The sequence below is a fragment of the Streptomyces sp. NPDC043867 genome (assembly GCF_056435845.1).
The window spans coordinates 173556-188055 of the sequence record NZ_JBWKDS010000011.1 but is presented as its reverse complement, the minus strand read 5'-3'; the positions used below and the strand labels follow the sequence as shown (position 1 = coordinate 188055).

Below are 14500 nucleotides of genomic sequence, written 5' to 3'. Positions count from 1 at the left end.
TCCGTGACACGGCGAACCGACTGGGCCGAGTACATCCCACCCGTCGCCCCCGAAGGGCAGCTGTCCCCCAGGGACGGCACCCCGTCCCCGGACGGCGACGGGTGGAAGGGCCGCAAGGGTTACGGCGACGACCACGGCAGTGACGGGCCGTACGGCGCCGGTTCCGGCGACGGGGCGGAGCCTGCGGACGGCGGGGGATCGCCGTCGGGCGGTCCGCGCCGCGGCGGTGGCCGGTACGGAGGCGACGGGGGTCCGCGCGGGGGCGGACCAAGCCGTGGCCGTCGACGGCGCGGAGGCTTCGGCGATCCGTCCGGCGACTCCTCCGGCACCCAGGACGGAGGCCCCCCTTTCTCGTCGAGGGCCGAGCAGGGGGAGCCCCCGCGGGACCCGGCTGAGCAGGCGCGGGCGATCTGTCTGCGCCTGCTCACCGGGACCCCGCGCACGCGAAAGCAGCTCGCGGACGCGTTGCGCAAGCGAGAGATCCCCGATGACGTGGCGGAGGAGGTGCTGTCCCGGTTCGAGGAGGTCGGACTGATCAACGACGGTGCCTTCGCGGAAGCCTGGGTGGAATCCCGGCACCACGGCCGAGGGCTGGCCAGGCGGGCACTCGCGCGTGAGCTGAGGACGAAGGGGGTGGACTCGACCCTCATCGACGAGGCCGTCGGGCAGCTCGACCCCGAGCAGGAGGAAACGACCGCGCGAGACCTCGTGGACCGCAAGCTGCGCTCCACGCGCGGCCTCGACCGCGACAAGCGGCTGCGCCGCCTCGCCGGCATGCTCGCCCGCAAGGGCTACTCCGAGGGGATGGCCCTACGAGTGGTCCGACAGGCGCTGAAAGAAGAGGGCGAGGACACGGAGGGACTGGGGGACGAGGGCTTCTGACCTCCCGAGGGGAGGAGGGGACTGGAGGACGGCCTGCTCGCGGCGACGCGTGGTCGATGCCGCCCGTTCCCGAGCCCGGGTGCTGGACGGTTCGGTCTGTCCCAGGCGCCTCCGAGGGGACGCCGCCTGCCTCGCCGGTCCGGCCACGTACCGACCCTCCACCAGGGAACGCAGTACGCAGAGGCGAGCGCCCCCTTACGACCAGGGACGCCCGTCCTCGCGTACGACGCCGGTACGCCCGTCTAGGACGCCGGTACGCCTGCCTCCGACGCCGGTACCGCCGACGATGTCGCCGTCTCCTCGTCCGAGGGGGTTGTCACGGGGAACCCGGCCGCCTTCCACGCCTGGAAACCACCGACCAGGTCGGTGGCCCGGTGCAGTCCCAAATGCCGGAGGGAGTCCGCGGCGAGACTCGACGCGTAGCCCTCGTTGCAGACGACCACGACCCGCAGATCATGGCGCGTGGCCTGCGGGGCGCGGTGGCTGCCCTGGGGGTCGAGACGCCACTCCAGTTCGTTGCGCTCGACGACGAGGGCGCCGGGGATCAGTCCGTCACGCTCGCGCAGGGCCGCGTACCTGATGTCGACCAGCAGTGCCTCGCCCGCCCCGGCGGCAGCGTGCGCCTCCTCCGCCGACACCCGGTCGAGCCCTTCGCGGACCCGCTCCAGCAACTCGTCGATGCTCACCGGGCGTTCAGGATGCGCGCTCACTGCCAGTCCTCCGGACGTTCGACCTGCTCGAGGCGCAGCAGCTGGCCCGTACGGCTGTAGCGGCGGATCTGCGGCAGGGGCGGATAGTACGCGTGGACGGAGATCGCGTGCTCCTCGGTGGACTCGTTGAGCACCTCGTGCACATGGTGCCGGCCGAAGGAGCGGCCCTTGCCGGCCGTCAGGCGCCGCTCGCGGTCCACGCCTTCGGTGAGTTCCAGAGTCCGCCAGCCGTCGGTCGGCAGCCGGGCGGCCAGTGAGTTCTCCTTGAGCGCCCCCGACGCGGTGAGGAAGGCGCCGACCGAGTCGGCGTGGTCGTGCCAGCCGGTTCCGGTGCCGGGGGGCCAGCCGATCAGCCAGGCCTCGCTGCCGCCGGGGCCCTCGAGGCGCACCCAGGTACGGCCTTCGGGGTCGAGGGGCAGGGAGGCGATCAGTGCGGCGTCGGCGGCGGTGCGGCGCACGAAGTCCAGCAGCTCGGCCTGGGTGGGGGTGTGCGGGGGTGCGGAGACAGAAGGTGACACAGACACGGGTACCGTCCTGGGCTTTTCGCGTGGGCGCGTGCCGCACCGCGGACGGTGGGCACGCAGGAAGACGAGGCGAATTCAGCAGGACGGACGACACACGCAGCCCGCATAGCGGACGAGGTCCATATGGACCCTCCGCCACAGGTGCACGCAGGTGTCGGTCACGCTCGCGAGTACACCATGACCGGGCGGGCTGTTCAACTCACTGTCAGTATGTGGACCGGGCGGCGACTCGGAGGTGCGGAGGGTTCCCGGACGAGCCCGGACGAGCCCGGACGCTCACCGGGAGTAGGGCACCCGCCCGGACTCGAACCCTGCCCGAGCCCGGCCAACACCCCGCCTGAGCCCGGCCAGAACCCTGATCGAACCCGACCCGGCCCAACCCCGGCCAGAACCCAGATCGAACCGGCCCGAACCCGGCCCGAGCGCGACCCGAAGCCGGCCCGAGCCCGGCCCGAGCCCGGCCCGAACCCGGCCCGAGCGCGATCCGAGCCTGGCCCGAGCCCTGCTCGAACTGCCCGAGCCCGGGTTCAGCGCCGGCTGGCCGCCGCCTCCGCCGTCGCCTCCACATCGGCATCCGCATCGGCATCGGCATCGGCTCCGGTCTTCGCCGGCCCGCCCAGGGTCGCCTCCGCGGCCGCGTAGAGGTCGGCAGGGCGGACCCCGCTCAGGGCCGTGACCAGGTGGCCGTCCGGACGGACCAGCAGCACGGTGTGCGCGGCCGCGCCCGGATAACTCTCCGCGACCAGCAGCTCGGCAGGATGCGGCAGCGCCGTGACGGCGGCCGCGAGCCGGGGCATGATCCCGGCCGACACCCAGTGCTTGCGCTCCCACACGCCCGTTCCCGGCGCGATCAGCACCACCAGCAGGACCGCGCGCCCCAGCCGGTCCCGCAGCCGCACGAAGGAACCGTCCTCCGCGGTCACCCGGACATCGGTCACGGGCGCGCCCGGCGCCGTGGCCACCGCGGCCGTCGCCTCGGCGTGCGGAGGCGCGAGCGGCGAATCGTCATACGTTCCCGGCGCACCCAGAGGTCCGCGCCCCAGGTGACCGTCGGTGAGCAGCGCGTCGTGTCCGCGGGCCGACCCGGGGACGTACGAACGCAGTCCACCGCCCCCGCGCAGGACCGGAAGTGCCTGGTCGGCGGCGCGCAGCCGGGCGGCCACGACGGCGCGGCGTTCCGCCTGATAGCTGTCGAGCAGCGCCTCGTGCGGTCCGTGATGCCAGGCCAGCGCGAGCTTCCAGGCGAGATTGTCGGCGTCCCGCAGGCCTTCGTCCAGGCCCTGGGTGCCCAGCGCGCCGAGGAGGTGCGCGGCGTCCCCGGCGAGGAAGACCCGGCCGACGCGCCACCGGCGGGCGAGACGGTGGTGGACGGTGTGGACGCCGGTGTCGAGCAGCTCGTACGGCGGTGGGGAGCCGCCGCTCCAGCCGCCGAGGGTCTCCCTGATGCGGGCCACCAGCAGTTCGGGGGTGACCAGGTCCTTCCCGGGCGGCAGCAGCCAGTCCAGCCGCCACACCCCGTCCGGGAGGGGACGTCCGGTCACCTCGCCCGCCGAGGGACCCGACGTCCGCCACGGGGGCATCCGGTGCAGGACCGCCTCCCCGGGCCAGGGAAGCTCCGTGCGCAGCGCGGCGACGGCGTGCCGCTCCACGGCCGTACGGCCCGGGAAGCGGATGTCCTGGAGCTTGCGGACGGTCGAGCGCGGGCCGTCGCAGCCGACGAGGTGACTGCCGCGCCACCAGGTGCCGTGGGGGCCGCGGGTGTGGGCGGTGACTCCTGACGTGTCCTGCTCGACGGCGTCCAGCCGGCTGTTCACGGCGACCTTGATGAGCGGCTCGCCCGCGACGGCCTCGCGCAGGGCGGCGGTCAGGACGTGCTGTGCGATGTGCAGCGGGGCGAACAGTTCGGTGCCGCCGAGCAGCTGCGCGCCGCCGAAGCCTCCCGCGCCGCCGGGCGGCCGCGCGCCCAAGCCTCCCGCGCCGCCTGCCTCCTGTGCACCGCCGAAGCCACCGAAGCCGTCGGCACTTCGCGCTGAAACCGGCCCCGGCGCCGGGACTTCGGCACCGCCGGGGCTCCGGGCGGCGCTTCCCGGCATCACCCTGCCGTCCCCGTCGAAACTGATCTCGCGCATCACCTGCTTGCGCCGCATCGACCGCCATCCGGCCCAACGGAAGCCGTCCGCGTCCAGCGGGAACCCGGTCAGCCGGTCGACGAGCGCGGCGGTGTCCTCGCGCAGTACGACGGTGCGTGCCAACCGCTGTGCGTCCTTGCCCGGGCCTTCGTCGAGGACCACGGAGGGGACTTCGTGGCGGGCCAGCGCCAGGGCGAGCGCAAGCCCCACGGGCCCCGCGCCGACGATGATCACCGGGTCCATGACGCGGTGCCCCCTGCCCGGAGCGGTGTCCTCGACGACGTACGGAAACAGGCAGTTGGAGCGGGGTGCACGATCACAGAACGTATGCAACCCATTGCCGGTGCTTGCGTCAAGTGACGGAGGCGGTGGCTCCCCGGCCGGTCGGCACGCGATGACGTGATCGAGGCCGAGTCGGCGTGCCGCAACGGTTCCGCTGCGGCACGTGACGTATGGCGGCCTTCGGCTGGACGGTTGTCCCGGGGCTCTCTCACGCCGACTGCCGAGAGGCCGGATGTGTCCGCAGGGACATCTCTTGACGGCTGCCGACAGGCCGGATGCGCCCGCACGGACATCTCTTGACGGCGAACGCGGAACTCCGGGCGACGGTGGGCAGGCGTCGTGATGGCGCCGCCGGCCGCCCGGAGATCCGTCCGTCCGATCAGGCGGAAGCGCCGGTCCCGAAACCGCCGCCCACCTCGGCGGCGTTGAGCTCGTCCACGTCCTTGGCCCCGAGAACCGCGCCCGTGCCCTTCTTGCTGTGCCGCAGCCTGCCCTCCAGCCAGCCGGCGAAGGTGGTGAGGATGAAGTTCAGCACGATGTAGATGATGGCCACCACGATGAAACTCGGGATGACGTTGGCGTAGTTGGCAGCCAGCGTCGCGCGCGAGTTGAGCAGCTCGGTGAATCCGATCATCACACCGCCAAGCGCGGTGTCCTTCACGATGACGACGAGCTGGCTGACGATGGCCGGCAGCATCGCGGTGACGGCCTGCGGAAGCAGGATGCTGGTCATCGTCTGGCTCTTGCGCAGGCCGACCGCCATGGCGGCCTCCGACTGTCCCTTGGGCAGGGAGAGGATGCCGGCCCGGACGATCTCGGCGAGCACCGAGGCGTTGTAGAGCACCAGGCCGGTGACCACCGCGTAGAGCGGCCGGTCCTCGCTGCTGATGCCCGCGGAGCGGACGTAGAGCTCGTAGACGAAGAGCATCAGCAGCAGCACCGGGATGGAGCGGAAGAACTCCACCACCGCACCGGCGGGGATGCGTACCCACCGGTGGTCGGACAGGCGGGCGATACCGAAGAACGCGCCCAGCGGAAGAGCGATGACCATGGCCAGCGCCGCGGCCTTCAGGGTGTTCGCCAGACCCGGCAGCAGATAGGTCGTCCAGGCCTGGGACGTGGTGAACGGCTCCCACAGCGACCACTTCAGCTGGCCCTTGTCGCTCATGGTCACCCAGATCCACCACAGGACCAGGGCGAGGAGAACGAAGAAGACCACCGAGAAGATCACGTTGCGCCGCTTGGCGCGGGGGCCGGGAGCGTCGTAGAGGACGGAGGTCATCGCTTCACCGCCAGTCGCTTGCTCAGCCAGCCCAGGATGAGACCGGTGGGCAGGGTCAATAGGACGAAACCGAGCGCGAAGACCGCGCCGATGGCGAGTGTCTGGGCCTCGTTCTCGATCATCTTCTTCATCAGGAGAGCTGCCTCGGCGACGCCGATGGCGGCGGCCACGGTGGTGTTCTTGGTGAGCGCGATCAGGACGTTCGCCAGGGGGCCGATCACCGAGCGGAAGGCCTGCGGCAGGACGATGTACCACAGCACCTGGCTGAAGCTCAGACCGATGGCGCGGGCGGCCTCGGCCTGCCCGACGGGCACGGTGTTGATGCCGGAGCGGATCGCCTCGCAGACGAAGCACGCGGTGTACGCGACCAGTCCGAGCACCGCCAGCCGGAAGCTCAGGGCATCGAAGTCGTCGGGCACGCCCATCGTCATACCGAAGATGTCGGCGAGGCCCAGTGAGGTGAAGACGATGATGACGGTCAGCGGGATGTTCCGGACGATGTTCACGTAGGCGGTGCCGAACCCACGCATCAACGGGACCGGACTGACCCGCATCGCGGCGAGCAGGGTGCCCCAGACCAGGGAGCCCACGGCGGAGAGGGCGGTGAGTTTCACCGTCATCCAGAACGCCCCGAGGACGTCGTAACCTTCAAGAAAGTCGAACACGATCTCCCGCGCTTCCGGGTGTGTGGAGTACGTGGCTACGGGGCGGGCGCGGCGCGCCGCCGCCGTGATCGCGGCGGGCGGCGGCGCGCCTGCAGAAACCCTGCGTGACCTGCGTTACTTGACGACGACGCCGATCTTCGGGGCCTGCTCGTTCTTGTAGTTGGCCGGACCGAAGTTCGCCTTCACGGCCTTCTCCCAGGCGCCGCTGCTGACCATCTTCTCGAGAGCGTCGTTGATCTTCTTCTCGGTCGCGGCGTCGCCCTTCTTGATGCCGATGCCGTAGTTCTCGTTGCTGAGCTTGAGGCCCGCGAGCTTGAACTGGCCCTTGTACTTGTCCTGCGCGGCGAAGCCCGCGAGGATCGAGTCGTCGGTCGTCACCGCGTCCACGGCACCGCTCTGCAGGCCGGCGATGCACTCCGAGTAACCGCCGCGCTGCTGCAGCTGGGCCTTCGGCGCAATGGTCTTCTGGACGTTCTGCGCCGAGGTGGACCCGGTCACGGAACACAGCTTCTTGCCGTTGAGGTCCGTACCCTTGGTGATCTTGGAGTCAGCCTTGAGCAGCAGGTCCTGGTGGGCCAGCAGGTAGGGGCCGGCGAAGTCGACCTTCTGCTTGCGCTCGTCGTTGATCGAGTAGGTGGCCGCGATGAACTTGACGTCGCCGCGGGCCAGCGCGTTCTCGCGGTCGGCGCTCTTGGTCTCGACGAACTCGATCTTGTCGTCCTTGTAGCCGAGCTCCTTGGCCACGTAGGTGGCGACGTCCACGTCGAAGCCGGAGAAGGACCCGTCCGGCTCCTTCAGGCCCAGGCCCGGCTGGTCGTACTTGATGCCGATCTTGATCGTGCCGCCGCCGCCGGAGCCCGAGCCGCTGTCGTCCTTGTCGTCGCCGCCGCACGCGGTGGCGGACAGGGCGAGAGCGAGCACGGCGGCCGAGGCGGCGGTGACCTTGCGGAGCTTCATGTGGAACATCCTTTGAGTGATGAAGAGATGCGGCGGTGACGGGAAGATGCGGGCCGTCAGTGGTGCAGGATCTTCGACAGGAAGTCCTTGGCCCGGTCGCTGCGGGGGTTGCTGAAGAACTGGTCCGGCACAGCCTCTTCGACGATGCGCCCGTCGGCCATGAACACCACTCGGTTGGCAGCCGAACGAGCGAAGCCCATCTCGTGGGTGACGACGACCATGGTCATGCCGTCCCGCGCGAGCTGCTGCATGACCTCCAGGACCTCGTTGATCATCTCGGGGTCGAGTGCCGAGGTCGGCTCGTCGAAGAGCATGACCTTCGGGTCCATCGCCAGCGCCCGCGCGATCGCGACCCGCTGCTGCTGGCCGCCGGAGAGCTGGGCGGGGTACTTGTCCGCCTGCGTGCCCACGCCGACGCGGTCGAGCAGCCCGCGGGCCTTCTTCTCGGCGACCTTTCTGTCGGCCTTGCGGACCTTGATCTGACCCAGCATCACGTTCTCGAGCACGGTCTTGTGCGCGAAGAGGTTGAAGGACTGGAAGACCATGCCCACGTCGGCACGCAGCCGGGCGAGAGCCTTGCCCTCCTGGGGCAGCGGCTTGCCGTCGATCGCGATGTCGCCCGAGTCGATCGTCTCCAGGCGGTTGATGGTGCGGCACAGGGTGGACTTCCCGGACCCGGAGGGCCCGATGACCACGACGACCTCGCCACGGGCGATCGTCAGGTCGATGTCCTGGAGCACGTGCAACGCGCCGAAGTGCTTGTTGACGCTCTTCAGGACGACCAGGTCGTCGGTCCCGGCCACGGCGTCCTTGGCCACCGATACTTCGGTCATCGCTCTGGGGCTCCGTCCTCCTCGGTTTCGGTGGACAGTAGTGACCCCGCGCGACCAGCGTCATTACATCTGAGGGGAAATTGAGCATAACGATCCGGTAGCGTCCGGGCACCAGGAGTGACGGCGGCAGGCGGAGCGCGTACCGGCTGGGTAACGGAAGCCTCCCACGACCGGAACTCCCTTGACGTCGTCGTCGTCCATCGGCGTGACTGCCAGGGTGCACACGCGTGTGCCCACCGACCGAGCTGGGACCGTACGACCGATGAACCGGAGGGGGCCGGAAGATGAGATTGCTCCTCGTCGAGGACGACAACCACGTCGCCGCCGCCCTGTCCGCCGTCCTGGCACGGCACGGCTTCCACGTCACGCACGCCCGCAGCGGCGAGGAAGCCCTGCAGGCGCTGGTCCCGGAGGGCCCCGGATTCGGCGTGGTCCTGCTCGACCTGGGCCTGCCCGACCAGGACGGCTACGAGGTCTGCGGCAAGATCCGCAAGCGCACCAGCACCCCGGTGATCATGGTCACCGCCCGTGCCGACGTGCGGTCCCGGATCCACGGCCTCAACCTCGGCGCCGACGACTACGTGGTCAAGCCGTACGACACCGGTGAACTGCTGGCCCGTATCCACGCGGTCGCCCGGCGCACCGTCCCCGAGGACGCCTCGGTCACCGGCGCGAGCGCCCTGCGCCTCGGCGCCGTACGCATCGAACTCCCCACCCGCCAGGTGAGCGTCGACGGCTCGGTCGTCCAGCTGACCCGCAAGGAGTTCGACCTGCTCGCGCTGCTGGCCCAGCGCCCCGGAGTGGTCTTCCGCCGCGAGCAGATCATCAGCGAGGTGTGGCGCACCAGCTGGGAGGGGACCGGGCGCACCCTGGAGGTGCACGTCGCGTCCCTCCGTGCCAAGCTGCGCATGCCGGCGCTGATCGAGACCGTGCGCGGAGTCGGGTACCGGCTCGTCGCTCCCGCGTCGTAGCGTGCACCGGTGCGCACTCGCCTCCTCCCGCTGCTCATCGTCCTGATGGCCGCCGTGCTGCTCGCGCTCGGCATCCCGCTGGCCGTGAGTGTGGCGGCCGCCCAGCAGCAGAAGGTGGTCGTCGACCGCATCGACGACACCGCCCGTTTCGCGGCCCTCGCGCAGTTCGTGACCGACCGCCCCACCGGCTCCCGGGTCGTCTCCTACGACGAGCGCCGCGAGATCCTCGGCAGGGAACTCAAAACGTACAACGACGTGTACGGCATCAAGGCGGGCGTCTTCTACCGCAACGACGAAGCGCCCATGGCCAACGCCCCGGAGAGCTGGTACGTGCCCGAGGAGGGTGAGGGCCGCGACGCGTTCGACGAGGCGTTCCTCGGACGCCGCAGCCACGACCCCGAGCAGGTCTGGCCGTGGCAGCGCCGCCGGCTCGTCGTCGCGTCCCCCGTCATCCGGGACGGCGACGTCATCGCGGTCGTCGTCACCGACTCGCCCACCGGGCAGCTGCGTTCGAGGACGCTGCGCGGCTGGCTCCTGATCGGCGCGGGCGAGATCGCCGCCATGCTCCTCGCCCTCGGCGCCGCGCTGCGCCTGACCGGCTGGGTCCTCAAGCCCGTACGGATCCTGGACGCCACCACCCACGACATCGCCACCGGACGGCTGAAGTCCCGGGTGGCGGCGGCCGGGGGACCGCCGGAACTCAGGCGCCTGGCCCGGTCGTTCAACGAGATGGCCGACAACGTCGAGGACGTCCTGGAGCAGCAGCGCGCCTTCGTCGCCGACGCCTCGCACCAACTGCGCAACCCGCTCTCGGCGTTGCTGCTGCGCATCGAGCTGCTCGCTCTCGAACTGCCCGAGGGCAACGAGGAGATCGCCTCGGTCCGTACCGAGGGCAAGCGCCTGGCCCAGGTCCTGGACGACCTCCTCGACCTGGCGCTCGCCGAGCACGCCGAGGCCGACCTGTGTCTCACGGACATCGGTGAGCTTGCGGCCGAGCGGGTGGCGGCCTGGGGGCCGGTCGCCGACAGCAAGGGGGTGCGGCTGACCGGCACCTGCCCGGCCACCACCGCCTGGGCCGACCCGATCGCCCTGTCCAGCGCCCTGGACGCGGTGATCGACAACGCGCTGAAGTTCACCCCCGAGGGCGCGGGCGTCGAGGTGGTGGTGGAGTCGAACGGCAGGATGTCGAAGGTGACCGTCACCGACGCCGGCCCGGGTCTGACCGACGAGGAACTCGCCCGCGTCGGAGACCGCTTCTGGCGCAGCGCCGGGCATCAGAACATCAAGGGCTCGGGCCTTGGCCTGTCCATCTCGCGGGCGCTGCTGTCGGCGGGCGGCGGCTCGATCGCGTACGCCCGTCACGAGCCGCACGGGCTCCGGGTGACGGTGACGGTGCCGCGGACCCGACCGGCCTCCTGACAGCCGGGATTCCGGAGCCGTACGGCTTCACCGGGCGGCAGAGCGCCACGGCTTCACCGGGCGGCAGAGCCCTACGGCTTCACCGAGCGGTAGTAGCGCTGTGCTCCCTCGTGCAGTTCGAGCGGGTCGGTGTACAGGGCCGTGCGCAGGTCCACCAGCTGTGCCGCGTGCACCTCCAGACCGATGGAGTCACGGCTGTCGATCACGGTGCGGGTCAGTTCCTCGGTGAGTTCCGTGTCCATGTCCTCCCGGGTGATGAGGAGGTTCGCCACCGCCACCGTCGGCACCGGGGAACCGCGCTGCGCCTTGGGGTAGGCCGTGGCGGGCATGACCGCCGCCCGGTAGTGGCGGGGCGCGCCGCTCTCGGCCTGGAGGTTCTCGACGACGCGGCCGTCGATCGGGACCAGCCGGATGTCGAGGCGGTCCGACAGCGTGGTCACCGCGCTCGTCGGAAGCCCTCCGGACCAGAAGAAGGCGTCGATGCGGTGCTTCTCGAGCTGCTGGGGCATGGTCTTTATGCCGTCCGGCAGCGGCTCGATGTCCTTGCGCGGGTCCAGGCCGGCCGCCTCCAGCACATGGTCCGCGATGAGCCGCACGCCGGAACCGTCCGGCCCCACCGCAACCCGCCTGCCCTTCAGGTCCGCCACCGACTGCACGGACGAGCGCAGCGGGACCACAAGGTGCACGTAGTCGTCGTAGAGCCGGGCGCAGCCGCGCAGCCCGGCCGCGCCCTTCCCCTTCCGGTCGATGTACGTCTGCACGGCGTCGGCCGCGGCGATGCTGAAGTCGGCCTCGCCCGTCGCGACCCGCTCCACGTTGTCCTGCGACCCGTCGCTGTTCCGCAGCGTCATCTCCAGGTCGGGCATGTCCTTCGCGGCCGCCTGCCGGAGGAGGTCCCCGTACGTCTGGTAGACCCCGGTCGGTGTTCCCGTGCTGAAGTCGATCCGCCCGCCCGGCGACTCCTCGCCCAGCGGGAGCAGCCACCACAGCAGCAGCCCGAGGGCCACGAGAGCGGCCGCCGAGCCGAGCAGGGCGGGCCGTCTGCCGGTACGCGCGAGTGCCTGGAACATGCGCGCGATCCTGCCAGCCCGGACGCCGTGGTGGCCAGGCACGAGGCGGCCGGTCCGTCCCGGCGCAGCCCGGACGGGCCCCGGCGGACCGCGGCCACCCGGCCTGACGGCCGCCGGGACGCAGCCGGACCGGAGGCACTCCGGGCACCGCCTACCCTTGTCACATGAGCAGCAGCGACCGGAGCCAGGCAGTGGACGTTCAGGAATCGAAGACCTACGAAGTACGCACCTACGGGTGCCAGATGAACGTCCACGACTCCGAGCGGCTCGCCGGACTGCTGGAGGGCGCCGGGTACGTCCGGGCGCCCGAGGGCTCGGACGGTGACGCGGACGTCGTCGTCTTCAACACCTGCGCGGTCCGTGAGAACGCCGACAACCGGCTCTACGGCAACCTCGGCCGCCTCGCCCCGATGAAGACGAAGCGCCCCGGGATGCAGATCGCCGTCGGCGGCTGTCTCGCGCAGAAGGACCGCGACACCATCGTGAAGAAGGCGCCCTGGGTGGACGTCGTCTTCGGCACGCACAACATCGGCAAGCTGCCCGTCCTGCTGGAGCGCGCCCGCGTCCAGGAGGAGGCGCAGGTCGAGATCGCCGAGTCGCTGGAGGCGTTCCCCTCCACGCTGCCGACCCGCCGCGAGAGCGCGTACGCCGCGTGGGTGTCGATCTCCGTCGGGTGCAACAACACCTGCACCTTCTGCATCGTCCCGGCGCTGCGCGGCAAGGAGAAGGACCGCCGCACCGGCGACATCCTCGCGGAGATCGAGGCGCTGGTCGCGGAGGGCGTCTCCGAGATCACGCTCCTCGGGCAGAACGTGAACGCCTACGGCTCCGACATCGGCGACCGCGAGGCGTTCAGCAAGCTGCTGCGGGCCTGCGGGAAGATCGACGGCCTGGAGCGCGTGCGCTTCACCTCGCCGCACCCGCGGGACTTCACCGACGACGTCATCGCGGCCATGGCCGAGACGCCGAATGTGATGCCGCAGCTGCACATGCCGATGCAGTCCGGCTCGGACACGGTCCTGAAGGCGATGCGCCGCTCGTACCGGCAGGAGCGCTTCCTCGGGATCATCGGCAAGGTGCGGGCCGCCATCCCGCACGCGGCGATCACCACCGACATCATCGTGGGCTTCCCCGGCGAGACCGAGGAGGACTTCGAGCAGACCCTGCACGCCGTGCGCGAGGCCCGCTTCGCGCAGGCGTTCACCTTCCAGTACTCCAAGCGCCCGGGCACCCCTGCGGCCACCATGGAGGGGCAGATCCCCAAGGAGGTCGTCCAGGCGCGCTACGAGCGTCTCGTCGCCCTCCAGGAGGAGATCTCCTGGGACGAGAACAAGAAGCAGGTCGGCCGCACGCTGGAGCTGATGGTCGCCGAGGGCGAGGGCCGCAAGGACGGCGCCACGCACCGCCTCTCCGGCCGCGCCCCCGACAACCGTCTGGTGCACTTCACCAAGCCCGACCAGGACGTGCGCCCCGGTGACGTGGTCACCGTCGAGATCACGTACGCCGCCCCGCACCACCTGCTCGCCGAGGGCGCCGTCCTGGACGTCCGGCGCACGCGCTCGGGGGACGCCTGGGAGAAGCGCAGCGCCGCCGGGGCCGCCAAGCCGGCGGGCGTGCTGCTGGGCCTGCCGAAGATTGGCGTTCCGGCTCCGCTGCCCGTGGCCACGGGCAGCGGGTGCACCCGCGACTGACGGGGACGAAGGAACGACGGGGAGGGTCCACCGGGCGCGGTCCTTCCCCCGAGCACAGCCCGGCCGACGTCGGCGCACACAGCCCCTACGGGACTCGGCGCCCACCGGTCACTGAAGGCGTACGCTGCCGATCATGCTTGTTGCCGCCGCTGCCTGCCCCTGTCCGCCGCTGCTGGTGCCCCCGGTCGCCTCGGGCGCGGCACCCGAGCTGGACGCCGCGCGCGCAGCGTGCACGGATGCGCTGGGCGTACTCGCCGCCGCGCGCCCCGATCTGCTCGTCGTCGTCGGACCGGCCGGGCAGAGCGCGCGCGGGCCGTATCCGGCGGGTACGCCGGGATCCTTCCGCGGGTTCGGTGTGGACCTGCACGTGCGCCTCGGGGGAGGCGGGCCGGGCCCGGGCGGGACGGAGCGGGAGCTGCCGCCGTCGCTCGCCGTCGCCGCCTGGCTGCTGGACCGCACGGGCTGGGCGGACGCCCCGCTGGAAGGCCTCGGCGTGGGGGAACCACTGGCGGCCGAGCGGTGCTTCCAGGCCGGGCGGGACATCGGTGCCCGGGCGGACCGGGTGGCGCTGCTGGTCATGGGCGACGGCAGCGCGTGCCGGACGCTCAAGGCGCCGGGCTATCTCGACGAGCGCGCCGCCGGCTTCGACGCGGAGGTCGCCCGCGCGCTGGCCGCTGCCGACGTGGCGGGCCTCAAGACGCTGGACGCCGAGCTCGCGTACGAGCTCAAGGCGTCCGGGCGCGCACCCTGGCAGGTCCTTGCGGGCGCGGCCGAGGAGGCGGGCCTGGGCGGCGCCCTCCTGTACGACGACGCTCCCTACGGAGTCGGATACCTGGTGGCCGCCTGGTCGTGAGGGGTCGGCGCGCCAGGTGGCGCGTTTGTGTGTCCCGGCGGAGGCGGACGCACGCGAGGCGGACGCACGCGAGGCGGACGCACGCGAGGCGGACGCACGCGAGGCGGTGCCTGCTGAGCGGGGCGACGGCTCGCAGCGCGGGGGGGGGGGGGGGGGGGGGGGGGGGGGGGGGGGGGGGGGGGGGGGGGGGGGGGGGGGGGGGGGGGGGGGGGGGGGGGGGGGGGGGGGTGTA

At 71.5% G+C, this 14500-nt stretch carries 14 protein-coding genes; 5 read left to right on the top strand and 9 right to left on the bottom strand.

All coding sequences use genetic code 11. The features are described from left to right. Positions 1-3: 3 nt before the first annotated feature. Entirely contained in the window at positions 4-882 is an 879-nt protein-coding gene (recX, locus tag AC069T_RS14060; protein ID WP_478782970.1) for a recombination regulator RecX, read from the top strand. A gap of 242 nt (positions 883-1124) precedes the next feature. On the opposite strand, the gene AC069T_RS14055 is transcribed toward recX, so the two are convergent. The 8 genes from AC069T_RS14055 to AC069T_RS14020 form a co-directional block, all read right to left on the bottom strand. Beyond that, a complete protein-coding gene (locus AC069T_RS14055) occupies positions 1125-1592 on the bottom strand; it encodes a rhodanese-like domain-containing protein (RefSeq protein ID WP_478782969.1) in 468 nt (155 codons plus the stop codon). Beyond that, positions 1589-2116, bottom strand: a complete 528-nt coding sequence (locus AC069T_RS14050) for a cupin domain-containing protein (RefSeq protein ID WP_478782968.1) — start codon at positions 2114-2116, stop codon at positions 1589-1591. Before AC069T_RS14050 ends, AC069T_RS14055 begins: the two co-directional genes overlap by 4 nt. A 75-nt stretch (positions 2117-2191) precedes the next feature. Further along, positions 2192-2263 carry a putative leader peptide gene (locus AC069T_RS14045; protein WP_311710492.1) on the bottom strand — a complete coding sequence of 24 codons (72 nt, stop codon included), beginning with the start codon at positions 2261-2263 and terminating at the stop codon, positions 2192-2194. 380 nt (positions 2264-2643) lie between these two features. Then, a complete protein-coding gene (locus AC069T_RS14040; protein WP_478782967.1) occupies positions 2644-4488 on the bottom strand; it encodes an FAD-dependent monooxygenase in 1845 nt (614 codons plus the stop codon). Between the two features lie 418 nt (positions 4489-4906). Then, complete coding sequence (locus AC069T_RS14035; protein WP_478782966.1) at positions 4907-5809, bottom strand: amino acid ABC transporter permease; 903 nt, start codon at positions 5807-5809, stop codon at positions 4907-4909. Then, positions 5806-6474: an amino acid ABC transporter permease gene (locus tag AC069T_RS14030; RefSeq protein ID WP_358851435.1), complete on the bottom strand. Its 669-nt coding sequence runs from the start codon at positions 6472-6474 to the stop codon at positions 5806-5808. Before AC069T_RS14030 ends, AC069T_RS14035 begins: the two co-directional genes overlap by 4 nt. A gap of 114 nt (positions 6475-6588) precedes the next feature. Further along, positions 6589-7431 (bottom strand): glutamate ABC transporter substrate-binding protein, encoded by an 843-nt coding sequence (locus AC069T_RS14025; protein WP_478782965.1) that lies wholly within the window; start codon positions 7429-7431, stop codon positions 6589-6591. A gap of 56 nt (positions 7432-7487) precedes the next feature. Beyond that, a complete protein-coding gene (locus tag AC069T_RS14020) occupies positions 7488-8264 on the bottom strand; it encodes an amino acid ABC transporter ATP-binding protein (protein WP_478782964.1) in 777 nt (258 codons plus the stop codon). A 284-nt stretch (positions 8265-8548) separates the two neighbouring features. Here AC069T_RS14020 and AC069T_RS14015 point away from each other — a divergent pair, with 284 nt between their 5' ends. Both AC069T_RS14015 and AC069T_RS14010 read left to right on the top strand, forming a co-directional pair. Continuing rightward, the gene (locus AC069T_RS14015; RefSeq protein WP_478782963.1) at positions 8549-9235 is read left to right on the top strand and encodes a response regulator transcription factor; all 687 of its coding nucleotides are present in this window, start codon (positions 8549-8551) and stop codon (positions 9233-9235) included. Positions 9236-9244: 9 nt separating this feature from the next. Next, on the top strand, positions 9245-10654 hold the full coding sequence (locus AC069T_RS14010) for a sensor histidine kinase (RefSeq protein ID WP_478782962.1): 1410 nt from the start codon (positions 9245-9247) through the stop codon (positions 10652-10654). Between the two features lie 71 nt (positions 10655-10725). On the opposite strand, the gene AC069T_RS14005 is transcribed toward AC069T_RS14010, so the two are convergent. After that, positions 10726-11724, bottom strand: coding sequence for a TAXI family TRAP transporter solute-binding subunit (locus AC069T_RS14005; protein ID WP_478782961.1), 999 nt, complete (start codon positions 11722-11724; stop codon positions 10726-10728). A gap of 164 nt (positions 11725-11888) precedes the next feature. Between AC069T_RS14005 and miaB the strand changes: the two genes are divergently transcribed. Together miaB and AC069T_RS13995 are read left to right on the top strand one after the other, a co-directional pair. Then, complete coding sequence (miaB, locus tag AC069T_RS14000; RefSeq protein WP_478782960.1) at positions 11889-13415, top strand: tRNA (N6-isopentenyl adenosine(37)-C2)-methylthiotransferase MiaB; 1527 nt, start codon at positions 11889-11891, stop codon at positions 13413-13415. Positions 13416-13548: 133 nt separating this feature from the next. Next, on the top strand, positions 13549-14268 hold the full coding sequence (locus AC069T_RS13995) for a class III extradiol dioxygenase subunit B-like domain-containing protein (RefSeq protein WP_478782959.1): 720 nt from the start codon (positions 13549-13551) through the stop codon (positions 14266-14268). Positions 14269-14500 lie beyond the last annotated feature (232 nt).

Excerpts from the sequence above, each read along its gene's own strand:
- AC069T_RS14040 (WP_478782967.1), bottom strand. The coding sequence starts at position 4,488 with ATGGACCCGGTGATCATCGTCGGCGCGGGGCCCGTGGGGCTTGCGCTC.
- AC069T_RS14035 (WP_478782966.1), bottom strand. The coding sequence starts at position 5,809 with ATGACCTCCGTCCTCTACGACGCTCCCGGCCCCCGCGCCAAGCGGCGC.
- AC069T_RS14025 (WP_478782965.1), bottom strand. The coding sequence starts at position 7,431 with ATGAAGCTCCGCAAGGTCACCGCCGCCTCGGCCGCCGTGCTCGCTCTC.
- AC069T_RS14020 (WP_478782964.1), bottom strand. The coding sequence starts at position 8,264 with ATGACCGAAGTATCGGTGGCCAAGGACGCCGTGGCCGGGACCGACGAC.
- AC069T_RS14015 (WP_478782963.1), top strand. The coding sequence starts at position 8,549 with ATGAGATTGCTCCTCGTCGAGGACGACAACCACGTCGCCGCCGCCCTG.
- AC069T_RS14005 (WP_478782961.1), bottom strand. The coding sequence starts at position 11,724 with ATGTTCCAGGCACTCGCGCGTACCGGCAGACGGCCCGCCCTGCTCGGC.
- miaB (WP_478782960.1), top strand. The coding sequence starts at position 11,889 with ATGAGCAGCAGCGACCGGAGCCAGGCAGTGGACGTTCAGGAATCGAAG.
- AC069T_RS13995 (WP_478782959.1), top strand. The coding sequence starts at position 13,549 with ATGCTTGTTGCCGCCGCTGCCTGCCCCTGTCCGCCGCTGCTGGTGCCC.